We start from the raw sequence: 21,624 nt of genomic DNA, 5'->3' as shown, positions 1-21,624 counted from the left end.
TTTGGCCGTGTGTCGACTTTGTGGCTGCGGCACAGTGGTTTTCGCGACAGGTTTCGTTTGCCAAACCGTCATCCTGGACGAATACTGTTCCCCAAAATCAACGGGAGGTAGCGTCATGACGAGCAGGCTTGCATCCAGCGCGACTGTTGCGGCGATCATTCTCACCACCACCATCCTCAGCACCATCGGCGCTTCGGCGCAGACCTATGAGGTCACAAAACTCGTTCCCGGTTCGGCTTTCCATGGCGTGCACGGGCTCGGCATCGACAAGTCCGGGCGGCTGTTCGCCGGCAGCGTCGCGGGCGCCGCGCTTTACGAGGTCGATCGCGCCAATGGTACGGCAAAGATTGCGATCCCGTCGCCGGAAGGCATGGCCGACGACATCGCTTTCGCGCCCGACGGCACCATGGCGTGGACCGGCTTTCTCACCGGCGATCTTTATGCGCGCAAGGGCGACGGCCCGATCAAGAAGCTTGCCTCGGGACTGCCCGGCATCAACTCGCTCGCCTACCGCAAGGACGGAAGGCTGTATGCGACGACCGTATTCCTCGGCGACACCCTCTATGAGATCGACGTCGAGGGCGTCAAACCGCCGCGCCAGATCATGGAGAAGATGGGCGGCCTCAACGGCTTCGAATTCGGGTCGGACGACATGCTGTACGGCCCGCTATGGTTCAAGGGCCAGGTCGCCAAGGTCGACGTCGACAAGGCCGAACTGACTGTCGTCGCCGACGGCTTCAAGGTTCCGGCCGCGGTCAATTTCGATTCCAAGGGCAATCTCTGGGTCGTCGACACCGCGCTCGGGCAGCTGGTTCGGGTCGATCCCAAATCCGGCGCCAAGAAGGTGGTCGCGCAGCTCAAGCCCTCGCTCGACAACCTCGCGATCGACGACAAGGACCGCATCTTCGTCTCCAACATGGCCGATAACGGCATTCAGGAGGTCGATCCGGAAACCGGCGCCGCCAGGCAGATCATCATCGGCAAGCTGGCGCTGCCCGGCGGTATCGGCGTGGTCTCCGACGGCGACAAAGACACCATCTATGTCGCCGACGTGTTCGCCTACCGCACCGTCGACGGCACCACCGGCGAAGTCTCCGAACCCGCCCGCATGCATGCCGACGGCGTGACGCTGGAATATCCGATGAGCGCCACGGCCAAAGGCAACGACGTGCTGCTGTCGAGCTGGTTCACCGGCACCGTGCAGGTGATCGACCGCAAGACCGGCAAGACCACCGAGATGCTGCACGGCTTCAAGGCTCCGCACGACGCGATCAAGCTCAGTGACGGCACCATTCTGGTCAACGAACTCGGCAGCAAATCGCTGCTGCGCGTCAGCGGCGAGCACGGCAAGGACCGTCAGGTGGTGGTTGGCGGCCTCGAGGGGCCGGTCGGAATGGTCGCGGGTCCGAACGACACGGTCTATGTCACGGAAGCCTTCTCCGGCCAGGTATCGAAGATCGAGTCCAATGGCGAGAAGTCCGTCGTCGCCAAGGATCTGAAGATGCCCGAGGGCATCGCGCTGGCGCCTGACGGCATGCTTGTCGTGGCCGAGGTCGGCGCCAGGCGTATCGTCCAGATCGATCCCGCGAAGGGCACTGTCACCGAGATCGCCGCCAATCTGCCGATCGGCCTCGCCGGCGCCCCCGGCGGACTACCGACCAACATCCCGACCGGCGTCGGCGTCGGCGCCTCCGGCACGATCTATTTCTCGTCCGACATCGAGAACGCGATCTACAAGATCACGAAGAAGTAGCGAAGCGTATCGGCGACTTCAAATCGCCGGTCGTCCAGCACGCCAGCGATGCTCGCGCCGCGTTTCGCCTTCGTGCGGGAACACACTCTTGCCTTGGTTCAGGAGCCAGCCGTCCGGCCCATTTGTTCCATCAAAGAATGTTCCACCACCGTGGAACCCAAACGGCCGCTCCCCGGTTAGCTTTTGTTGGCAAATCTTCAATGGAGGATGTGTCATGGAGAATTGGACCAATGCAAAGTTGTGCGACGTCGCCAACCTTGTCCTCGGCGCGATTCTGTTCGTTTCGCCGTGGATGTTCGGCTTCGACGCCGGGAAAATCTCCCAGAACGCCACCCTCTCCGGCCTGGTCATTGCGATCCTCGCGATCGCAGCGCTGGCTGCGTTCGCGGTCTGGGAAGAGTGGCTGAACCTGATCGTCGGATTGTGGGCGCTGGTATCGCCTTGGGTATTGGGCTTCCACGGAACCACGGCCATGACGGTTCATGTGCTGATCGGCGCCGCCGTGGCGGTGCTTGCGGCGATCGAAATCTGGATGATGACCCAGAACCCGCCGCGGTTTACCACGGGCCGCTGAGACGTTTGCGCGACCGCCTCGCCGTCATCGACAGCGGGAGGGCGCAGCGTTGCGGCAAGCGGCGCAGCCTTACGAAATGAGCAGCCATGAAACGCGTTACTCGGGACGATGTTATCAAGGCGATCAGCGGGGCTGACGATGTCACCATCGCCCAGATCATCGGAACTGGCGCGAGCGTGGACGAACTGGCAGAAGCCCAGGCTTGGATAGTCAATGACGAGCCGCTGCTGAATGCCGGCAGACCGCTCGCAACCGGCCGCGTTCGCGAACTGGTCGATATCCTCTCTGAGCTTGAGCCGAGCGAGGATGAGGACGACAGGGGCGGCAGCCCGGCGATCGGTCAGGTGACGGAATAGCAAATCCGCCTGGATGCACCCTGTGCTGACAGGATGCATCCAGTCGATTGACTGTCGCCTGATACTTGGCCTAGTTCAGCTTCCGTTTCGGGACCGGCGCCTCGAATTGCGCGATCTCGGCGGTTTGCGATGCCTTGCCGTTGAAGGTCAGCACGTTGCCCTCGGTCGAGATCACGACGCGATCGCCATCCTTGACCTCGCCGGCGAGGATCATCTCCGCCAGCGGATCCTGCAGGTTGCGCTGGATCACCCGCTTCAGGGGCCGGGCGCCATAGGCGGGATCCCAGCCCTTGGCCGCCAGCCAGTCGCGCGCCGCGGCATCGAGCGTGAGCACGATCTTGCGCTCTTCCAGCAGCTTCTGGAGCCGAGCGAACTGGATCTCGACGATCCGGCCCATCTCGCTCTTCTGCAAGCGGTGGAACAGGATGATCTCGTCGACGCGGTTGAGGAACTCGGGCCGGAAATGCGCACGCACCATGCCCATCACCTGCTCGCGCACCACCGACGTATCCTCGCCTTCAGGCTGGTTCACCAGGAATTCCGAACCGAGGTTCGAGGTCATGATGATCAGCGTGTTGCGGAAATCGACGGTGCGGCCCTGACCATCGGTCAGCCGGCCGTCATCGAGCACCTGCAGCAGCACGTTGAAGACATCGGGATGCGCCTTCTCGATTTCGTCGAACAGCACCACCTGATAGGGCCGCCGCCGAACCGCTTCGGTCAGAACGCCGCCCTCGTCATAGCCGACATAGCCGGGAGGCGCGCCGATCAGCCGCGCCACCGAATGCTTTTCCATGAATTCGGACATGTCGAGGCGGACCATCGCGGTCTCGTCGTTGAACAGATATTCGGCCAGCGCCTTGGTCAGTTCGGTCTTGCCGACGCCGGTCGGGCCTAAGAACATGAACGAGCCCATCGGGCGGTTCGGGTCCTGCAGGCCGGCGCGCGAGCGGCGCACGGCGGTTGCCACCGCACGCACCGCTTCGGCCTGGCCGACCACGCGCTTGCCGAGTGACCCCTCCATTCTCAGGAGCTTGTCCTTTTCGCCTTCCAGCATCTTGTCAACGGGAACGCCGGTCCAGCGCGACACCACCTGCGCGATGTGGTTGGCGGTCACCGCCTCCTCCATCATCTCGCCGGGGTTCTCGTTGGCTTCGATATCGGCGAGCCGCTTTTCCAGCTCGGGAATCCGGCCATAGGCGAGTTCGCCCGCGCGCTGGAATTCGCCTTTGCGCTGCGCGTTGGCCAATTCGATGCGCAAGCCGTCGAGTTCGCTCTTCAGTTTCTGTGCGTTGGAGAGCTTGTTTTTCTCAGCGCTCCAGCGCGAGGTCAGGACCGCCGATTTCTCCTCGAGATCGGCGAGTTCCTTTTCCAGCGTCTGCAGACGGCTCTTCGAGCCGGCATCGGTTTCCTTCTTGAGCGCCTCCTGCTCGATCTTCAGCCGGATGATTTCCCGATCCATCGAATCGAGTTCTTCCGGCTTGGAATCGACCTGCATCTTCAGCCGTGCCGCCGCCTCGTCCATCAAATCGATGGCCTTGTCGGGCAGGAAACGGTCGGTGATGTAGCGGTTCGACAGCGTAGTCGCCGCCACCAACGCGGAGTCGGTGATACGCACGCCGTGGTGCTGCTCGTATTTGTCCTTTAGGCCGCGCAGGATCGAGATGGTGTCCTCGACCGTGGGCTCGCTGACGAAGATCGGCTGGAACCGGCGCGCCAGGGCGGCGTCCTTTTCGACGTGCTTGCGGTATTCGTCGAGCGTGGTGGCGCCGATGCAATGCAGTTCGCCGCGTGCCAGCGCCGGCTTCAAGAGATTGGACGCGTCCATCGCGCCGTCGGCCTTGCCGGCGCCGATCAGCGTATGCATTTCGTCGATGAACAGGATGATGCTGCCTTCGGCCGAAGTGACCTCCTGCAGCACGGCCTTCAGCCGTTCCTCGAACTCGCCGCGGTATTTCGCGCCTGCAATCAGCGCGCCGAGGTCGAGCGACAGGAGCTTCTTGTCTTTCAGGCTTTCCGGCACGTCACCGTTGAGGATCCGAAGCGCCAGACCCTCGACGATCGCGGTTTTGCCGACGCCGGGCTCGCCGATCAGCACGGGATTGTTCTTGGTCCGGCGCGAGAGCACCTGGATGGTGCGGCGGATTTCCTCGTCGCGCCCGATCACGGGATCGAGCTTGCCCTCGCGCGCGGCCTGCGTCAGATCGCGCGAATACTTCTTCAGCGCGTCATAGGCGTTTTCGGCCGTGGCGCTGTCCGCGGTGCGTCCCTTGCGCAGCGATTCAATCGCCGCGTTGAGGTTCTGCGGCGTGACGCCGCCCTTGCTCAGGATCGCGCCGGCCTCGCTGCCCTTCTCGAGCGTCAGCCCGAGCAGCAGCCGCTCGACCGTGACAAAGCTGTCTCCGGCCTTTTCGGCGGCCTTTTCCGCCGCATCGAAGGCGCGCGCCAGATCGGGGGCAAGATAGACCTGACCTGCGCCGCTTCCGGAGACCTTCGGCAGCTTGGCGAGGGCATCCTCGGTGGCTTTGAGGATGGCGCGGGAATTACCGCCGGCGCGGTCGATCAGGCCGCCGGCAAGACCCTCGCTGTCGTCCAGCAGCACTTTCAGCATGTGCAGCGACGAGAACTGCTGGTGACCGTCGCGCACCGCCAGCGATTGCGCAGACTGGATAAAGCCGCGCGCCCGCTCGGTGTATTTTTCAATATTCATTCTTGATTTCCCTCGGCCTGCCGTCCCCACCCCTAAGGCATGAATACGGCATCTTCATTGGGTTTCCGCGCGGCCGCGTTGACTTTCCTCAACCGGCCGGCGGTCGTCGCCGTCATTTTTTCAGGCTTGACGCAAATGTGGGCATCGACGGCCGAAACGGAAGAGGCCGGCTTGCAATTTCGGGACGGTGGCGCGGCTTGAGGGAATCTCCTACAAGGCCGAATGACCCCGTCCCCGTCGGCGACGATCGCCGGTATCTACCGCTATCCCGTCAAAGGGCTCTCCCCGGAGCCGCTCCAGCGCGCCGAGCTTCTTCCCGGCGAGACGCTGGCGGCCGACCGCCGCTACGCCATCGAGAACGGCCCCTCGGGTTTCGATCCGGCCGAGCCGAAATGGCTGTCAAAGCCCCACTTCCTGATGCTGCAGCGGGACGAGTGGCTGGCGCCGCTGCGCACCCATTTCGACGATGCCACCCACGTCCTGACCATCCGCCAGGACGGCGCGGTCGCGGCCGAGGGCAACCTCGAAACGGCCGGAGGCCGGACCGCGATCGAGCAGTTCTTTGCCAGCCGATATGCCGGCGAGATCAAGGGACCGCCCAAAATCCTGACCAGCCCGGGCCACAGCTTTTCGGACGTGGCCCGCAAGGTGGTCTCGATTATCAATCTGGCGAGCGTCCGCGCCATCGAGAACATGGTCGAACACCCCGTCGATCCGCTGCGTTTCCGCGCCAACCTCTATGTCGAAGGCTGGCCGGCCTGGCATGAGTTCGAGCAGCTCGACCGGATACTCGCCATCGACGGCGTCAGGCTCAAGGTGGTCAAGCGCATCGTCCGATGCGCCGCCGTCAATGTCGATCCGGACACCGGCGCGCGCGACCTCTCGATCCCGAACACGCTGATGCGCCGCCTCGGCCACAATGAATGCGGGATCTATGCCGAGGTGATCGCCGGCGGCAGCATTGGCGCGGGCGATGCGATTGCGCCAACCGAGGAATAGCATGAGCCGCACTTCCGGTATCACCGTCAGGAATGCCGGAACCGGAGCAGTCCGTTGATCGAAAACGCAATTCGTCTCCTGCCCGGCATGCTCCTCTGCGTTGCCGTAACCGTCGTCGCCATGCTGCTTCAGGCGGTTGAAGTCGAGTTTGCGGGCCAGCCTTACCTTGAAGCGCTGGTGATCGCGATCGTGCTGGGGGTCGCCATCCGGGCGGCCTGGACACCCGGTTCGTACTGGAACGCCGGCATCCAGTTCAGCGCCAAGATCCTGCTGGAGGTCGCCGTGGTCTTGCTCGGCGCGTCCGTCAGCGCCAGCGCCGCAGCGGCGCTCGGACCGGCCCTGATCCTGGGGATCGCCGGCATCGTGGTGGTCGCCATTGCGACCAGTTATCTGATCTGCCGCCTGCTCGGCCTGCCGTTGCGCATGTCCATCCTGGTGGCGTGCGGCAATTCGATCTGCGGTAACTCGGCGATCGCGGCGGTGGCACCGATCATCGACGCCGACGGCGACGATGTGGCCTCTTCGATCGCGTTTACAGCCGTGCTCGGAGTCGTCGTTGTGCTGGGACTGCCGTTTCTCGTCCCACTGCTGAAGATGTCATTGACGCAATACGGCGTTCTGGCCGGGTTGACGGTCTATGCGGTACCGCAGGTTCTGGCGGCCACCCTTCCGATCGGAGCGCTCAGCAATCAGGTCGGAACCGTGGTCAAGCTGGTCCGCGTGCTGATGCTGGGCCCGGTGGTGCTCGGCCTGTCCCTGATCAGCCGCCGCCTGCCGTCGGAACCGCGGGCCGGTGCGCACGTATCCGAGAGCCGGACAGCGAAGCGCTCGGGCCCGGCGCTGCATGAGCTGGTTCCGTGGTTCATCGTCGGTTTTCTGACCGTCGCGGCCGTTCGCTCCTTCGGCTTGATCCCGCAGGCCATGCTGGTGCCGCTGGCAACCACGGCCAGTCTGCTCACAACCGTATCGATGGCCGCACTCGGGTTGGGCGTGGATGTGAGAGTCGTGGCCAGCGCCGGTGTCCGCGTTACTGCCGCGGTCACCGCCTCGCTTGTCATCCTGGGCCTCATCAGCCTCGGCCTGATCCGCCTGCTGCAGATCGCCTGATCTAGCCCGTCGGCATGACGTAGGCGTAGATCCGGCCGCGCGAGATCGGCGCTTCCCTGACCCGGTTGCCGTTGTTGCCCGAGATCATGATCGGATTTCCGGCAGCATCGATGCCGGTAATGATGCCGACATGGCCGCCGCCGCGCCGCCCCATGACAGCGATGGCACCAACCTGCGGACCGGAGACGCGCTGACCGTAATGCGCGAACGAACTCGCCATGTCGGAGCCGGTGCCATGATGGCCGGTGTGCTGCAGCACCATGTTCATGAACCGCGCGCACCACAGGCTGCCGCGGCCGGTCGGATTACCGCCGATATAACGCCGCGCCTCGGCGACGACATTGGACGAACCGAAGCTCGCCGGTGCCGACGCGCTGGCGTCTGTCGTCAGGCTTGCCTTGGTGTCGGCAAAGCCGCCTGCCCGCATTTGCGCTACGCCGCGCTCCCAGCGCGAAGCATCAGCGACGTGCCGACGTTGGACGTGAACGTAATGCCGCCTCGCATGATGGCCGGCGTGATAGGCCCGCGCGTGGCGCCCTGCGCCATGATGAGATCGTGCGTGAGCGGGAGTAACGGATACGGCGATCGAAGCCGAACACAGAGCCAGTGCCAAGACTCGAAGCGACCGGCGAAACGCAAGCAACTGAAACATAGATCATCCTCTGTAGCCCCCATTCCCCTGTCGCGTTCGTGCGGATACGAACGCGACGGCGGTTTTTGCGATGCGGGGTGTGACACGAGGAAGATTTCATATGGCCGTGCGGAAACGATTTCGGGGTCATTCCGCGATGATTCGATGACCAAACATGATCGATGCTGCCGCATTGCCGCCGCGAGAATTAACTGCAAATCTGCGGCCGGCCAACGAGAGGATATGCCAATGCCCCATGCCGTTACGAAAGATAATGTCCGCCTGTATTTCGAGGAGGTGGGAAGCGGAACCCCGATCATTTTCCTGCATGAATTCGCGGCCGACCATACCAATTGGGAACCGCAGATGCGCTACTTCTCGCGCGGCCACCGTTGCATCGCCTATTCGGCGCGGGGCTACACGCCCTCCGACGTGCCGCCGACATCCGACGTCTACACCTACCGGCATTTCTACACCGACGCGCTCGCCGTGCTCGATCATCTCGGCATTGCCAAGGCGCATTTCATCGGCCTGTCGATGGGTTCCTACTCGTCGCTTCAAGTCGGCCTCAACGCTCCGGAGCGCGCCCTGTCGATGACGCTGGCCGCGGTCGGCTCCGGCTCCAGCCTCGAAAATCTCGAAGCCTTTCGCAGGCAGTGCCAGGCCAACGCCGAGCAGTATGAGACGATCGGTTCGGTCGAGGTCGCGAAGGCGACGCGCGAGGCGCCGAGCCGGATTCCGTTTCTGCTGAAGGACCCGCGCGGTCATGCCGATTTCTATGCGGCGCTGGCCCGCCACAGCGCGCAAGGCTCGGCCAACACCATGCGCAGTTTTCAAGGCGGCCGGCCCTCGATCTACACCATGACGGATGCGATCCGGAAGGTGCCGACGCCGGCGCTGATCCTGTGCGGCGACGAGGACGACAATTGCGTCGAGCCCAGCCTGTTCCTGAAGCAGCATCTGCCGGCGGCGGGGCTGTCGTTCTTCCCGAAGTCGGGCCATGTGCTCAACCTGGAGGAGCCTGCGCTGTTCAACGAAATGGTCGAGCGGTTCATTGCGCTGGTCGAGGCAGGCCGGTGGCCGGTGCGGGATCCAAGGTCGATGATGGTGGGGTAGTTCCGTCCGTCATTCCGGGGCGCGTCGAAGACGCGAACCCGGAATGACGGGGCTAACTCACTTCCCCCCGCCCGCCCTCGACAGCAGGAACACGCCCTGCTCGCCGAACATGTTCCAGAACCACCACGGCAGATTCAACCGCAGCGGGCGGCCGTAGAGATCGAGGGCGACGGCGCGTTCCATCTTGACGTTGATCGCGTCACAGAGCTCGACGAAATCCTTGATGGTGCAGAAGTGGATATTCGCGGTGTCGTACCAGGTGGCCGGCAGGTTCTCGGTGCGCGGCATGTGGCCGCCCACCAGCAACTGCAGCCGCATCTTCCAGAAGCCGAAATTCGGGAACGAGACGATGGCGCGGTGCCCGATCCGCAGCAGGTTTTCCAGCACCACCTTCGGCTGCCGCGTCGCCTGCAGCGTCTGCGACAGGATCACGTAATCGAAGGCGTCGTCGGGATAATTGACCAAGTCAGTGTCGGCGTCGCCCTGCACCACTGCCAGCCCCTTGGCGACGCAGCGGTTGACGCCCTCGCGCGACAGTTCGATGCCGCGGCCGTCGATGCCGCGGCTTTCCAATAGCTGCAGCAGTTCACCGTCGCCGCAGCCGACGTCGAGCACTTTCGAACCGCGCGCGACCATCTCGGCGACCAGCAGGTGATCGGTGCGATAATTCCCGGTGCGATCCGGCGCAATGCCGCCGAGCGGCAAGGTCTGTTCCTGAAGCGCCATGTCAGACACCTGTACCGGCGAGCCCGCGCGCCTTGCCCGCGGATTGCAGGAAGGCCCGGGAAATGTCGAAGAATTCGGGCACGTCGAGCAGGAAGGCGTCGTGGCCGCGATCGGTCTCGATCTCGGCGAACGACACCCGCGCGCTCGATGCGTTCAGCGCATGAACCAGCGCGCGCGATTCCGAGGTCGGAAACAGCCAGTCCGAGGTGAACGACACCACGCAGAAACGGGTCTTGATGCCGCGAAACGCCTGGGCCAGCACGCCGTTATGGTCGGCGGCGATGTCGAAGTAATCCATCGCCCGCGTCAGATAGAGATAGCTGTTGGCGTCGAAGCGCTCGACGAACGACGAGCCCTGATAACGCAGATAGCTCTCGACCTGGAAATCCGCGTCGAACGAGAATGTCGGGAGATCGCGGTCCTGCATCCGCCGTCCGAACTTGCGGTGAAGTGCGGCGTCGGAGAGATAGGTGATGTGCGCCGCCATCCGCGCCACGCCGAGCCCGCGATGCGGATGCGTGCCGTCGTCGAAATAACGCCCGCCGCGCCAGTCCGGATCGGCCATCACGGCCTGTCGGCCGAGCTCATGGAACGCGATGTTCTGCGCCGAATGCCGCGTCGAGCAGGCGATCGCCAGCGTCGAGAACACGCGCTCGGGGTAGGCCGCGGTCCATTGCAGCGCCTGCATGCCGCCCATCGAGCCGCCGACCACGGCAAACAGCGTGTCAATGCCCAGCCGATCGATCAGCATGGTCTGCGCGCGCACCATGTCGGGAATGGTGATGACGGGGAAATCCAGTCCCCACAGCTTGCCGGTGGCCGGATTGGTCGATGCCGGCCCGGTCGAGCCCATGCAACTGCCGATCACGTTGCTGCAGATGACGAAGTACTGGTTGGTGTCGAGCGGCAGGCCGGGGCCGACCATGGTGTCCCACCAGCCGTGCTTGCCGGTCACCGGGTGCACGTTGTTGACATGCTGATCGCCGGTCAGCGCATGGCAGACCAGAATGGCGTTGGAGCGCTCCGCGTTCAGTTCGCCATAGGTTTGATAGGCGATCTGGAACGGCGCCAGGTCGACGCCGCAATCGAGCTTCAGCGGCTGCTCGATGCCGAACTTCGCCAGCAGCGAACTCGGATGGTCGGCCTCATGGGCGCGATCCTCGCTGTGAATCGAAGGACTGGGTATCGACTGCACGTTGGTCATATCGGCACCGGCCTCGTTAGCGGAGGTCCATGGACAGAATCAGGCCAATAAAAAACCCGGCCTGAACAAAGGTTCGGCCGGGATCACTTCTGTCCCCGGCCTGTTTAGCGAGTTGTTTAACGTGGCTGCAAGCCGGCCGGCTCAAATGACCACGGAGTGGCCTAAAGCTAGTCCGAAGCGGGCATTTCGTCAAGGCAGGCCCTTGGTTAACAAGGCAAGCGGGCCTGATGGCGAAGCGGCACCCTTGCGCCGTCTCGCACCATGGGGGAGAACGGGCCTCATCCGTTCGAGGCGTGGCGCAGGTGCCGCGCCCCGGATGAAGGTACGCTCTCGCCAGGTTATTCGCATGTCCAAGGCCCCCCCGGCTCCGCCCTCGCTGCAGGAGCTGCGCAAAGAGATCGACAGCATCGACGAGCAGGTCCATCGCCTGCTGATGGCGCGCGGCGACATCATCGACCGGCTGATCCAGGTCAAGCAGACCCAGGAAGTCGGCTCGGCGTTCCGCCCTGCGCGCGAGGCCTCGATGATGCGCGAGCTGGTACGGCGCCATCGCGGCATCCTGCCGCTCGACACCATCGAGAGCATCTGGCGCGTCATCATCTCGACGTTCACCTACGTGCAAGCGCCGTTCGCGGTGCATGCGGATGTTTCCGTCAGCGAGCCCGCGATGCGGGATTCGGCGCGGTTTCATTTCGGCTTCGTCGTGCCTTATGTGGCGCATTTCAGCGCACAGGCCGCAGTCGAGGCAGTGGCGAAATCCAAGGGCGATCTGGCGCTGGTCTCGGCGATATCGAGCCGCACGCCATGGTGGATCGCACTGGAAGCCGACGGCGCGCCGAAGATCATCGCCCGCCTGCCGTTCCTGGAACGCGCCGACCATCCGGCCGCACTCCCGGTGTTCGTGATCTCGCGTGTGGCCGACGACGCCATGGTGACCGAGGTCGAGATGTGGAGCGTTCGTGTCTCCGGCTGGAACGCGGATACGGCGCGCGCGCTGGCGCCGCTGGCCGAAATCGTCGCCGTGCCCGATACCGCCTTCGACGGCGCGGCGCTTTTGGTGTCGGATGCCGGCACCGGCTTCGAGAAGATCAAGATGGCCCTGATTGCGGCCGGTGCGTCGGTGCGCTCGTCGGCCCTCGTCGGCAGCCATGCAACGCGCTATACGGTGCCCTCCAACGGGTCGGCCAAGCCTTAAGGCCGCCCGAATTTCCGGAGTTTTGAGATGTCCCGCCCCATGCCGAATCCCGGCATTCTCGACATTGCGCCCTACACGCCCGGCAAGAGCCCGGTGGCGGAGCCGGGGCGCAAGGTGTTCAAGCTGTCCGCCAACGAGACCCCGTTCGGGCCGTCGCCGAAGGTGAAGGAAGTCTACAAGCAGGCCGTCGCACATCTCGAAGACTATCCGGAAGGAACCTCGCGGGTGCTGCGCGAGGCGATCGGCCGCGCCTTCGGGCTCGATCCCGACCGCATCATCTGCGGCGCCGGCTCGGACGAAATCCTCAACCTCCTGGCACACACCTATCTCAGCCATGGCGATGAAGCGATCTCCACCACCCACGGTTTTCTGGTGTACCCGATCGCCACCATGGCGAACGGCGCCAAAAACGTCGTCGCGCCCGAGACCGATTTCACCGCCGACGTCGACGCCATCCTGGCGCGCGTTACGCCGAAGACCAAGCTGGTGTGGCTTGCCAACCCCAACAACCCGACCGGCACCTATATTCCGTTCGACGAGGTCAAGCGGCTGCGCGCCGGATTGCCGCCGCATGTGCTGCTGGTGCTCGACGCCGCCTATTCCGACTACGTGTCGCGCAACGACTACGAGCTCGGCCTCGAACTGGTAGCGACCACCGAAAACACCGTGATGACGCATACCTTCTCCAAGATTCACGGACTGGCAAGCTTGCGGATCGGCTGGATGTTCGGCCCGGCCAATATCGTCGACGCCGTCAACCGCATTCGCGGTCCCTTCAACGTCTCGACGCCGGCCATGCTGGCCGCGGTCGCCGCCATCGAGGACACCGCGCATGTCCAGATGTCGAAGACGTTCACCGAGAAGTGGCGCAACTGGCTGACCGAGGAGATCACCAAACTCGGCCTGAAGGTGACCCCGAGCGTGGCGAACTTCGTGCTGATCCATTTCCCGCTCGACAAGGGCAAGACCTCGGCCGAGGCCGACGCATATCTGACCAAACGCGGCCTGGTGCTGCGGGCGCTGAACAATTACGGCCTGCCGCATTCGCTGCGCATGACCGTTGGCACCGAAGAGGCCAATCGCCTCGTCGTCGATGGGCTGCGTGACTTCATGGCGGGCAAATGAGCTCCGCGCCGCTGTTCAACCGCGTCGCGCTGATCGGCTTCGGGCTGATCGGCGGCTCGATCGCGCGCGCCGCGCGGGCCCAGGGCTTGGCCTCCGAAATCGTCGCCACCGCGCGCTCGGAGAAGACCCGCGCCCGCGTGGCCGAACTCGATATCGTCGATCGCGTGGTCGCGACCAACGCGGAAGCCGTCAAGGACGCCGACCTCATCATTCTCTGCATTCCCGTCGGCGCCTGCGGGCCGGTGGCGCAAGAGATCGCGCCGTTCCTCAAGCCGGGCGCGATCATTTCCGACGTCGGCTCGGTCAAGGGCGCGATCGTCCGTGAAATGGCGCCGCACCTTCCCGCTAGCGCGCATTTCGTGCCGGCGCATCCCGTCGCCGGCACCGAGCATTCCGGCCCTGATTCCGGCTTCGCCGAACTGTTCACCAACCGCTGGTGCATTCTGACCCCTCCTGAGGGCACCGATCCTGCCGCTGTCGAACGCTTGCGCGCGTTCTGGGCCGCGATGGGCGCGAGGGTCGAGATCATGACGCCCGACCACCACGACCTGGTGCTGGCGATCACCAGCCATCTGCCGCATCTGATCGCCTACACCATTGTCGGCACCGCGGACGAACTCGAAGAAGTGACGTCGTCCGAGGTGATCAAGTTCTCCGCCGGCGGTTTTCGCGATTTCACGCGCATCGCGGCCTCGGATCCGACGATGTGGCGCGACGTGTTTCTCGCCAACAAGGAAGCCGTGCTGGAAATGCTCGGCACCTTCAACGAGGACCTCTCGAAACTGACCCGCGCGATCCGCCGCAACGACGGCGAAGCGCTGTTCGAACACTTCACCCGCACCCGCGCCATCCGCCGCGGCATCGTCGAGATCGGCCAGGATTCGGCCGCGCCCGATTTCGGCCGGCCGCATGCGAATCTGGAGAAGAAGCCGGAGTAGAACCATCCTCGTCGTCCCGGCGACCTTGGCTCTTTCCGCCGTCATTGCGAGCCAACGGGTCGGCGCGAAGCGCCGCCCGATGACAGGCTCCGCGAAGCCATCCATCGCGCGGCATAGCGGATAGCTGGATTGCTTCGTCGCTTCGCTCCTCGCAATGACGTTGATAGGCCTGAACGCGGTTTCGCGTTCTCGCGACGCGTTACGCCCGAAGTTTTGCTGGAAACCTTGCCCCCCGAAATCAGAGGACGCAGGGAAGACCGGGTGCGCGCTGCACCCGCGGTCTCGCGTGCGATGTGCATTAGAAATGCTGCACACGAGCATACAGGTTCAGCGGAGAACACCCGGCCTTCCCTGCGCAATGGCTTTACGGCTTATACGATTTCGTCCTGGTGACCGGCTTTCTTGCCACCATCATCGACGTCGGCTTTCGCTTCCGCCAACTTGACGCCAGCACCGGGGCGTCGGACCCAAACGACTTCGCCGTACGCTAGTGGCCGCGCTCGTCAGTCGCAGCCTTCGCGTCCACCGCTCCCTGCCCCTCGTTCGCGACGATGGCCAACGCCCCTTTGGTGGGACAGGATGGCGGGAGTCCTACGGCTGATTTGCCCGACGGCCCTAGTGGAATATTTTTGCGCGGAGGGCTGGACGCACTTTTGGTGATTTGCCCGTCGAGGCTGGGCAAGAACGGTGGGTCAGCCGAGGAGAACCAGTCGGCCTTGCGCAGCGACGACCTGTTGCTCAAATTTGATCCAGAGCGTCTTTGGAGCGAACAGGAAGCGTTTTAGGGCGCCTGCGAGAGCGTGGAGATGCCAAAGGAGCGCCGCTGCGACGGCTGCAATGAAACGCTCGATGCCGAGGATGTTGAGCACGCGGGTAAAGTTGTAGCAGAGCGCCATCAGGCTCCATTCGCCGCGGACCTTGTTGAAGCCGCGAACGAGGAAGTGACGATAACCGGCGCGGCATTTGAGCGTGCCGAAGGGATGTTCGACGATGGCGGAACGGCGGCGCATCAGGTCGCCTGCGCCTTGCATCCTCGCGCGGTGACGCTCGAGGACATCCTCGTGCTCCCAGCGGCCGATGGTCCGTCGAGTTGCCTTCAGGCTCAGACAACGTGTCCTTAACGGGCACGCCTTGCAGGCCTTCGTGCTACTCGCATATCGGATCTCAGTCCGGCCACTTGTGTTCTCCCAGCGCCCCTCCATCCGACGCAGTAGTTCGCCGGCCGGGCAACGGTAAGCATCGGCTGAAGCATCGTAAGCAAAGTCCTTGAGGCTGAAGCGGCCTTTCTTCTCAAGGCGCCCATTGATCTCCGGCACAGGCACATAGGCCGTGATGCCGTCGTCCTCGCATGCCTTCAGTTCGAGGCTGCTGTAATACCCCTCATCGGCCAGCACCTGGAGTGCCTCCGCATCGAGAGCTTCCTTGGCAGTTTTTGCCATGGCGTGGAGTTGGCCGACATCGCTGCTGTCGTTCACCACTTCGCTTGCGACAATGAGATTGTGCTTGTCGTCGACGACGCTCTGCACATTGTAGCCTGCGACGCCCTGACCGTTCTTGACTAGAAGCCGGGCGTCCGGATCGGTCAGCGACATCTGCGTCTCGCCGCTCGCTTCCAACCGAGCCAGATCGGCTTCGGCGCGCAAGCGCTTTGCCATCAGCGCCGATACTTTGGCACCGATATCGCTGCCGTCTCCTCCGCCGCCAGCACCCGGACCGTCGGCGCGATCCTTCCCTGGCGCGTTGGCTTCCGCCGCATCGTTGTCTTCGATTGATCTGCCATAAGCTTCGATCTCCAGGTCCAGCCTGGCGATCTGATCGGCAAGCCTCTTGCGCGTAAAGATGCTCGCCTTGCTGGCATCGCCATGAAAAAACGAGCCGTCGATCGCAACTACCGCCCCGCCGACAAGGCCAAGCTCGCGAACCAGCAGCACGAAGCCGCGGTTCACCGCCTTCAACGCCGCCCAGTTCTCCTTGCGGAAGTTGGCGATCGTTCGATAGCCAGGTCGCAGATTCCTGAGCAGCCAGATCAGTTCCAGATTGCGACAGGCTTCCCGCTCCAGCCGCCGCGACGACCTGACCTGGTTGATGTATCCGTAAAGGTAGAGCTTCAACAGATCAGCTGGATCGTAGGGCGGCTGTCCCTGCTCCAAGCCGCGATCCGCATGGCGGAAACCAAGCTTGGCAAGGTCCAGCGCGCAAACATAGCTCTCGATCGCGCGCACCGGATTGTTGGGACCAACATAGTCTTCCATCCGAGGTGGAAGCAGGCTGGCTTGGTACCGGCTCTCGCCGGTCTTGAATGGGCGATTCGTCATACCCGAATCGTACATCAAGCCGAATTCTTGCCCAGTCTCGTCGCGCCAGTTTGTCGCAGGTCGACGTGACCTGGCTTCAGTGCACGTGGCCCGAATGCGGATGGCGCGCGCGATGCGGCGCGACCGTCACGACCCGGCCCGTGTCGGCGCGGTAGGCCGCCATCGCACCAGCCGCCGGGGTCGGCGATCCCGCATGAAGCACATCGCCGTTCGGATGATAAAACGCAAACGCGCCGGGTTCCTGAATCGCGGCCTGCGCGAAAGCTGTCGTTGCCGAAGCCGCTGATAGAACCAACGCAGCGGCCAATATCTTCAAATTAGTCATTTGTTCTCTCCATCCATTCGACCCGCCGCACGCGGCGGATTGTTTGAAACGATGATCAGGAGATGTGCGTTGATCGGCCTTCGGCCAGAGCGATTTCAATCACAGTGCCGCGACTGCAGGTTCTACCGTGCTTTTCTGCCATCGATCATGGCTCGTTGCGCGACGCGCGCGCTTGCGCGCTGCCGTCCGATGAACCCGGCGATAATCTGCATGGTCGCGCCGCCGAACCACCATGAGGCCACCACGAATTCCCAGACGCGTTGCGGGACCTCATCGAACACGATCGCGTACACCGAGATCAGCGCTGCGACCGCCGCAAGGAACGTACCGGCCGCGCTCAGCACTTCGACGGCATCGACGGCTGCGTATTTCGAAGCCTGCCTGGCCGGCGGCCGCGGCACATCGATCCCGATATAAAACGCAATTGCACCGGTCAACACTATCAGCGCGATGAATCCGCCCGAGTCGAACAGCGCGACATCGACCTTGGACATCTGGGCGGCCACGAACGTGCCGCACATCGCGCCCGTCATCGCAAGGCCGCATCGCTCGATCACCTGTGCAAGCCGGCTGATCAAAACATAATCCTGCATCGGGGTATTTCCCTTTCGCATGACGCGCTCCTGTTGTCAGAACGGATAGTAACGAACCTGGGTCATGACGATGTGATCGTCGGTCTTCGGCGCTCCGCCGACGCCGACGAACGCGAAGCGCTGGTTGTAGGAATACTGCACACCGAACTTGACCGCGCCGTAGTCGCCCTTCAGCACCGTGTCGTAGAAGCCCGCGGTATATTGCCGGACTTCCGAGGTGTTGCCGTTGCAGGTGGCGGCCGGCGAGTTTTCGATATTGCAGCCGGTGTTGTTGTAGAGCGGATTACCGTAGCCGAACGGCACCGTGCCGACGTTGGAGAAGGTGGCGCGGGTTTTTTCGAGGCCTGCATAGGCATAGAGGTCGAGCGACGGCGTGGTGTGCCAGACGGCACCCGCCTGCAACGCGGTGATGGGCAGCACCTGCATCGAGCCGTCCTGCCGCAACGTCACGTCCGGGAACGGCGCCGCGGTGAAACGGCCGAGCGCGCCCTGCGCCGCCGAGAAGGTCAGGTCGACCGTCTTCGGAATCAGTTCCAGCGCCAGATGGCCGCCATAACTCACGGTGCCGATATTGTGGCTGGCGAAATTGAAGCGATCGTAGAACTCGCGGTAGAGCACCCAGCCTTCGGCATGGAACTTGGTCGGCCCGAGCTGCGGATCCCACGCCGCCTTGATCGTCACGTCGGGCACGCGGTTTAGGCTGAGGTTGTTGGCGTTGTTGAAGAAGCTGCCGCCGGGGCCGGTGAGGTTGATCAGCAGGTTGGGGTTCAGCACGCCCTGCGGGCCGGTCGCCGGCGTACCGACGAACGGCACGTTACCGCCGACAAAGGAAGTGGCGGCGTTTTCCGCCGACAGCGCCAGCTTGAATTCAGGCCCGAAATCCTTCCAGACGCGAACGCCGGGCTGGCGCGCGGCGAGAAAGCCGGGCACGGATTCGAAATCGATCACGCCCGGCGCATCGACCGCGCGCGGATCGATGCCGACCCGGCTCGGCGCATTCAACGACCAGGATTGTCCGGCGAGAAAATGCAGGCCGAGATCGGTGCGATCGATCTCGAGGCTGGCCTGGCGCATCCGCGGATTGAAGGAATTGGTCGCAACCGAGTTCGCGGTTTGCGCGGCGCCTTCGAAATCGATTTCGCCGTAGCCCGCCAGATGGGTGTCGGCGCCGGCATCGGCCTCGGCCAGCAGCGAGAACCGGGTCTGCCGCGCCGAGAAGCGCGCCTCCGGCGTGTTGAAGTTCTTGCTCTGCTGGAACGGAATGAACGCATAGACCGATCCGGTATCGGAGGCGAGGTTGCGGCTGCGGTAGATGCCGGCAAAATCGACCCAGCCGCCGAATGTCAGCGTGACGCCCTTGTAGCAAACCTTGCCGGCGGGGCACGGATCGAACGGCGACGGCGCCTTGGTGGCGATCTTCGCCTGCGCCAGCGCCTGCGCCTGCTGCTTGCGTGCCTGATCGTCGATGCGCTGCTCGAGCTGCTTCAGCTTCGCTTGCAGCGCGTGAAGTTCCGCTTGGGCGTCGTCGGCCGCGAACGCCGGGCCGGCCGAGAAAGCGACGCTGCCGAGTAGAATTCCCCTGAGTATTTTCACGCGAACCTCCCACGCGAGGATGTTTCCTCATCAGGAGAGAGCGGCGATCGCATTCCGATATTCGCGAGCCCGCGATACTTTCGTTTCACAGTTTTGTGCGGGAATATTTCACAAATCAGAACAACAGCCGCGCGCAAACGACGCGGGCTCAGTCCCTACGGACCGAGCCCACATGAATCGAAAATGCCGGTCTTACTTGGCGGATCGCGTGTGCCGCATCGACGCCGGATGGCGCATGATCAGCCGCGGCGCCATCGCCCTGGCATCGGCCGGCGGCCGCGAGTAACCAAGACCGAGATCACCATTCGGACGATAGAAAGCGTACATTCCCGGCTCGTCGATCACCGGCTGCGCCGATGCCGAAGATGCGATCAACGCCGACAGAATGCTAGCCGCAGCAAGAAATTTGAAACTGGTCATCTCTGCTCTCCTCGTTATCGACCCACGGTGATGTCAGTGGATCGTCGGAGAGCAAGACTTCGATCGGTGGTGCAACATTCCCGGCGCGCCATCACGCTTTGGCGAGCGGGAGTTTACCGGGTGGCGGTGGTTAACTTCGATGGGCGGCGCCAACGGGTCCGGCCTTCGGTCGGCCCACGCGATGGCTTTACGGCTTACTTCGAGTTCGCCCTGGTGACCGGCTTTTCTTGCCACCATCGCCCGGAGAAGCGTTTGCTCTCCCCGAACTTGACGCCAGCACCGGGGCGTCAGGCTCACACGACCTCGCCGTACGCTTGGGCCGCGCTCGTCAGTCGCAACCTTCGCGTCCACCGCTCCCTGCCCCTCGTTCGCGACGATGGCCAACGCCCCTTTGGTGGGACAGGATGCGCGGATTCAAACCACTGATTTGCTCGACGGCGACAGCGAAATATTTTTCGCGAAGGGCCGGACAGACTTTGGGTGATTTGCCCGTCGGGTCGATTTGTCGCAGGGCGACGATTGAATTTGTCATTGCGAGCGAAGCGACTCGCGATGACCCATCGCTGTCATTCCGGGGCGTGCGTCGCACGAACTACGATGCGCAATTGCACCCCTGAGGTCTGGTCCTTCGGACCGTCCCGGAATGACGGTGGATAAACATGACCGTGCTACCGCACCATGGCGCCGTAGGTGATGTCCTGGACCTGCTCGCGATAATATTTGCGCAGTTCGCCGGGCGCCGCGGTTCCGACCACGACGACGAGGCGTTCCTTGGGGTCACAAAAGAACTGGGTGCCGTAGGCACCATTCCAGGTGAACTCGCCCGGATTGCCCGGGACGGACGACAGGCCTTCGCCGGTGCGTACCGCGACCCCGAGGCCAAAGCCAAAGCCCGCCCGATGCGGCTCGATGTTCGCCACGTTGTTCTTGATCTCCGGCCCGAGGTGGTTGGAGATCATGTGATGCACCGTCTTGGGGCTGAGGATGCGTTTGCCGTCGAGCTCGCCGCCGTTGAGCAGCATTTGCCCGAAGCGGATGTAGTCGCCGACGGTGGCAAACGAGCAGGCACCGCCGCAGTCGAACTTGGTCGGTGCGTCCAGCAGCTTGATGCTTTGCGGCTTGCCCGTCAGCGGATCGTTCGGGAACGGGCGGGCGAGACGGGCCCGCTGCGCCTCCGTCGGATGGAACGTGGCGTCCGTCATGCCGAGCGGCTGCCACACATTCGCGGCCAGATATTCGCCGAGCCGCTGCTCGCTGACTTTCTCAACCACCGCGCCGAGCACGTCGATCGAAAAGCCGTATTCGAATTCCGTCGACGGCTGGTGCGCCAGCGGCAGCTTCGTGATGCGGTCGATGAAGGCCTGGGTGTCGCCCTCCAGCGCCGGCGCGGTTCCGTCCGGGTATAGACGCGCGACCGCGCTCGAACTGTCGGGCCGTCCGCCGTACATCAGCCCGGAGGTGTGACGATAGAGGTCGTGAATGTAGATCGGCGACGCCTGCGGGTCGGTCTTCAGCGAACCGTCTGACTGCGTACTCCCGACCAGCATGTTGGCGAACGCCGGATAGTAATCCGCGAGCTTGGCCTGAAGCGCCAGCCGGCCCTGCTCCATCAGCGTCAGGCCTGCGACCGCCGCCATCGGCTTGGTCATCGACGCCAGCGCGAACACCGCATCAAGCGGCATCGGCGTACCCTTGGCGGCATCGAGCTGGCCGTAGGCCTTATAATGCACCAGCTTGCCGTCGCGGGCGATGGCGACCACGGCACCGGGCACGCGTTTCGCCGCAATCTCGCGGGCGAAGAAATCGTCCAGCCGGGCCAGCCCCTGTTGCGAGAATCCGACTTCGTCGGGCTTTGCCTCCGATAGCGGCGCGGCATGCGCGATGTCAAAAGCAAGGCAGGCCGCCACGGCCGCGGCAATCAGCGTCTTCATGAGATCCTCCCGG

At 63.6% G+C, this 21,624-nt stretch carries 19 protein-coding genes and 1 riboswitch; of the genes, 9 read left to right on the top strand and 10 right to left on the bottom strand.

All coding sequences use genetic code 11. The features are described 5' to 3' along the window. Positions 1-115 precede the first annotated feature (115 nt). The 3 genes from FFI89_RS04580 (at position 116) to FFI89_RS04570 (ending at position 2,683) form a co-directional block, all read left to right on the top strand. Positions 116-1,753, top strand: a complete 1,638-nt coding sequence (locus FFI89_RS04580) for an SMP-30/gluconolactonase/LRE family protein (RefSeq protein ID WP_168212785.1) — start codon at positions 116-118, stop codon at positions 1,751-1,753. Between the two features lie 214 nt (positions 1,754-1,967). Beyond that, on the top strand, positions 1,968-2,327 hold the full coding sequence (locus FFI89_RS04575) for an SPW repeat protein (protein ID WP_138833313.1): 360 nt from the start codon (positions 1,968-1,970) through the stop codon (positions 2,325-2,327). 86 nt (positions 2,328-2,413) lie between these two features. Further along, positions 2,414-2,683: a hypothetical protein gene (locus FFI89_RS04570; RefSeq protein WP_138833311.1), complete on the top strand. Its 270-nt coding sequence runs from the start codon at positions 2,414-2,416 to the stop codon at positions 2,681-2,683. A 70-nt stretch (positions 2,684-2,753) separates the two neighbouring features. On the opposite strand, the gene clpB is transcribed toward FFI89_RS04570, so the two are convergent. Further along, a complete protein-coding gene (gene clpB, locus FFI89_RS04565) occupies positions 2,754-5,393 on the bottom strand; it encodes an ATP-dependent chaperone ClpB (protein ID WP_138833309.1) in 2,640 nt (879 codons plus the stop codon). Positions 5,394-5,615: 222 nt separating this feature from the next. On the opposite strand from clpB, the gene FFI89_RS04560 reads away from it, so the two are divergent. Both FFI89_RS04560 and FFI89_RS04555 read left to right on the top strand, forming a co-directional pair. Next, positions 5,616-6,392 (top strand): MOSC domain-containing protein, encoded by a 777-nt coding sequence (locus tag FFI89_RS04560; protein ID WP_138833307.1) that lies wholly within the window; start codon positions 5,616-5,618, stop codon positions 6,390-6,392. A gap of 87 nt (positions 6,393-6,479) precedes the next feature. Next, on the top strand, positions 6,480-7,499 hold the full coding sequence (locus FFI89_RS04555) for a YeiH family protein (RefSeq protein ID WP_138836091.1): 1,020 nt from the start codon (positions 6,480-6,482) through the stop codon (positions 7,497-7,499). 1 nt (position 7,500) lies between these two features. Here the strand turns inward: FFI89_RS04555 and FFI89_RS04550 are convergent, their stop codons facing one another. After that, positions 7,501-8,151 carry a TIGR02594 family protein gene (locus tag FFI89_RS04550; protein WP_138833305.1) on the bottom strand — a complete coding sequence of 217 codons (651 nt, stop codon included), beginning with the start codon at positions 8,149-8,151 and terminating at the stop codon, positions 7,501-7,503. A 228-nt stretch (positions 8,152-8,379) separates the two neighbouring features. Here FFI89_RS04550 and FFI89_RS04545 point away from each other — a divergent pair, with 228 nt between their 5' ends. Beyond that, on the top strand, positions 8,380-9,246 hold the full coding sequence (locus FFI89_RS04545; RefSeq protein WP_138833303.1) for an alpha/beta fold hydrolase: 867 nt from the start codon (positions 8,380-8,382) through the stop codon (positions 9,244-9,246). A 57-nt stretch (positions 9,247-9,303) separates the two neighbouring features. On the opposite strand, the gene metW is transcribed toward FFI89_RS04545, so the two are convergent. Next, positions 9,304-9,972: a methionine biosynthesis protein MetW gene (gene metW / locus FFI89_RS04540; protein ID WP_168212784.1), complete on the bottom strand. Its 669-nt coding sequence runs from the start codon at positions 9,970-9,972 to the stop codon at positions 9,304-9,306. A 1-nt stretch (position 9,973) separates the two neighbouring features. Next, a complete protein-coding gene (locus FFI89_RS04535) occupies positions 9,974-11,176 on the bottom strand; it encodes a homoserine O-acetyltransferase (protein ID WP_138833299.1) in 1,203 nt (400 codons plus the stop codon). Between the two features lie 83 nt (positions 11,177-11,259). Beyond that, a riboswitch (SAM riboswitch) is annotated at positions 11,260-11,339 on the bottom strand. Positions 11,340-11,522: 183 nt separating this feature from the next. On the opposite strand from FFI89_RS04535, the gene FFI89_RS04530 reads away from it, so the two are divergent. From FFI89_RS04530 to FFI89_RS04520, 3 genes are read left to right on the top strand one after another with little or no spacing between them, the layout of a single operon-like run. Then, on the top strand, positions 11,523-12,371 hold the full coding sequence (locus FFI89_RS04530; RefSeq protein WP_138833297.1) for a chorismate mutase: 849 nt from the start codon (positions 11,523-11,525) through the stop codon (positions 12,369-12,371). A 27-nt stretch (positions 12,372-12,398) separates the two neighbouring features. Next, positions 12,399-13,496 carry a histidinol-phosphate transaminase gene (hisC, locus tag FFI89_RS04525; protein ID WP_138833295.1) on the top strand — a complete coding sequence of 366 codons (1,098 nt, stop codon included), beginning with the start codon at positions 12,399-12,401 and terminating at the stop codon, positions 13,494-13,496. After that, a complete protein-coding gene (locus FFI89_RS04520; RefSeq protein ID WP_138833293.1) occupies positions 13,493-14,434 on the top strand; it encodes a prephenate/arogenate dehydrogenase family protein in 942 nt (313 codons plus the stop codon). The genes hisC and FFI89_RS04520 overlap by 4 nt, the downstream gene beginning before the upstream one ends. A gap of 692 nt (positions 14,435-15,126) precedes the next feature. Here FFI89_RS04520 and FFI89_RS04515 read toward each other — a convergent pair. The 6 genes from FFI89_RS04515 to FFI89_RS04490 all read right to left on the bottom strand — a co-directional run bounded on the left by FFI89_RS04515 (position 15,127) and on the right by FFI89_RS04490 (position 21,611). Then, a complete protein-coding gene (locus FFI89_RS04515) occupies positions 15,127-16,686 on the bottom strand; it encodes an IS1182 family transposase (RefSeq protein ID WP_246669476.1) in 1,560 nt (519 codons plus the stop codon). A 139-nt stretch (positions 16,687-16,825) separates the two neighbouring features. After that, on the bottom strand, positions 16,826-17,074 hold the full coding sequence (locus FFI89_RS04510; protein WP_138833291.1) for a hypothetical protein: 249 nt from the start codon (positions 17,072-17,074) through the stop codon (positions 16,826-16,828). Between the two features lie 122 nt (positions 17,075-17,196). Next, positions 17,197-17,688, bottom strand: coding sequence for a hypothetical protein (locus FFI89_RS04505; protein ID WP_138833289.1), 492 nt, complete (start codon positions 17,686-17,688; stop codon positions 17,197-17,199). Positions 17,689-17,703: 15 nt separating this feature from the next. Continuing rightward, entirely contained in the window at positions 17,704-19,260 is a 1,557-nt protein-coding gene (locus FFI89_RS04500; RefSeq protein ID WP_138833287.1) for a hypothetical protein, read from the bottom strand. Positions 19,261-19,452: 192 nt separating this feature from the next. Then, the gene (locus FFI89_RS04495) at positions 19,453-19,680 is read right to left on the bottom strand and encodes a hypothetical protein (RefSeq protein WP_138833285.1); all 228 of its coding nucleotides are present in this window, start codon (positions 19,678-19,680) and stop codon (positions 19,453-19,455) included. A gap of 668 nt (positions 19,681-20,348) precedes the next feature. After that, positions 20,349-21,611, bottom strand: coding sequence for a serine hydrolase (locus FFI89_RS04490; RefSeq protein ID WP_138833283.1), 1,263 nt, complete (start codon positions 21,609-21,611; stop codon positions 20,349-20,351). Between the last annotated feature and the right edge of the window lie 13 nt (positions 21,612-21,624).

This window comes from Bradyrhizobium sp. KBS0727, assembly GCF_005937885.2.
GTDB lineage: Bacteria > Pseudomonadota > Alphaproteobacteria > Rhizobiales > Xanthobacteraceae > Bradyrhizobium.
The sequence above is the reverse complement of the archived record's forward strand: the minus strand, read 5'-3'. Positions and strand labels throughout refer to the sequence as shown.

Coding starts and splice junctions, on each gene's coding strand:
- FFI89_RS04570 (WP_138833311.1), top strand. CDS start 2,414: ATGAAACGCGTTACTCGGGACGATGTTATCAAGGCGATCAGCGGGGCT.
- FFI89_RS04580 (WP_168212785.1), top strand. CDS start 116: ATGACGAGCAGGCTTGCATCCAGCGCGACTGTTGCGGCGATCATTCTC.
- FFI89_RS04510 (WP_138833291.1), bottom strand. CDS start 17,074: ATGACTAATTTGAAGATATTGGCCGCTGCGTTGGTTCTATCAGCGGCT.
- FFI89_RS04520 (WP_138833293.1), top strand. CDS start 13,493: ATGAGCTCCGCGCCGCTGTTCAACCGCGTCGCGCTGATCGGCTTCGGG.
- FFI89_RS04490 (WP_138833283.1), bottom strand. CDS start 21,611: ATGAAGACGCTGATTGCCGCGGCCGTGGCGGCCTGCCTTGCTTTTGAC.
- hisC (WP_138833295.1), top strand. CDS start 12,399: ATGTCCCGCCCCATGCCGAATCCCGGCATTCTCGACATTGCGCCCTAC.
- FFI89_RS04535 (WP_138833299.1), bottom strand. CDS start 11,176: ATGACCAACGTGCAGTCGATACCCAGTCCTTCGATTCACAGCGAGGAT.
- FFI89_RS04515 (WP_246669476.1), bottom strand. CDS start 16,686: ATGGAAGACTATGTTGGTCCCAACAATCCGGTGCGCGCGATCGAGAGC.
- FFI89_RS04505 (WP_138833289.1), bottom strand. CDS start 17,688: ATGCGAAAGGGAAATACCCCGATGCAGGATTATGTTTTGATCAGCCGG.
- clpB (WP_138833309.1), bottom strand. CDS start 5,393: ATGAATATTGAAAAATACACCGAGCGGGCGCGCGGCTTTATCCAGTCT.
- FFI89_RS04530 (WP_138833297.1), top strand. CDS start 11,523: ATGTCCAAGGCCCCCCCGGCTCCGCCCTCGCTGCAGGAGCTGCGCAAA.
- FFI89_RS04545 (WP_138833303.1), top strand. CDS start 8,380: ATGCCCCATGCCGTTACGAAAGATAATGTCCGCCTGTATTTCGAGGAG.
- FFI89_RS04550 (WP_138833305.1), bottom strand. CDS start 8,151: ATGTTTCAGTTGCTTGCGTTTCGCCGGTCGCTTCGAGTCTTGGCACTG.
- metW (WP_168212784.1), bottom strand. CDS start 9,972: ATGGCGCTTCAGGAACAGACCTTGCCGCTCGGCGGCATTGCGCCGGAT.
- FFI89_RS04575 (WP_138833313.1), top strand. CDS start 1,968: ATGGAGAATTGGACCAATGCAAAGTTGTGCGACGTCGCCAACCTTGTC.
- FFI89_RS04495 (WP_138833285.1), bottom strand. CDS start 19,680: ATGACCAGTTTCAAATTTCTTGCTGCGGCTAGCATTCTGTCGGCGTTG.
- FFI89_RS04560 (WP_138833307.1), top strand. CDS start 5,616: ATGACCCCGTCCCCGTCGGCGACGATCGCCGGTATCTACCGCTATCCC.
- FFI89_RS04555 (WP_138836091.1), top strand. CDS start 6,480: ATGCTCCTCTGCGTTGCCGTAACCGTCGTCGCCATGCTGCTTCAGGCG.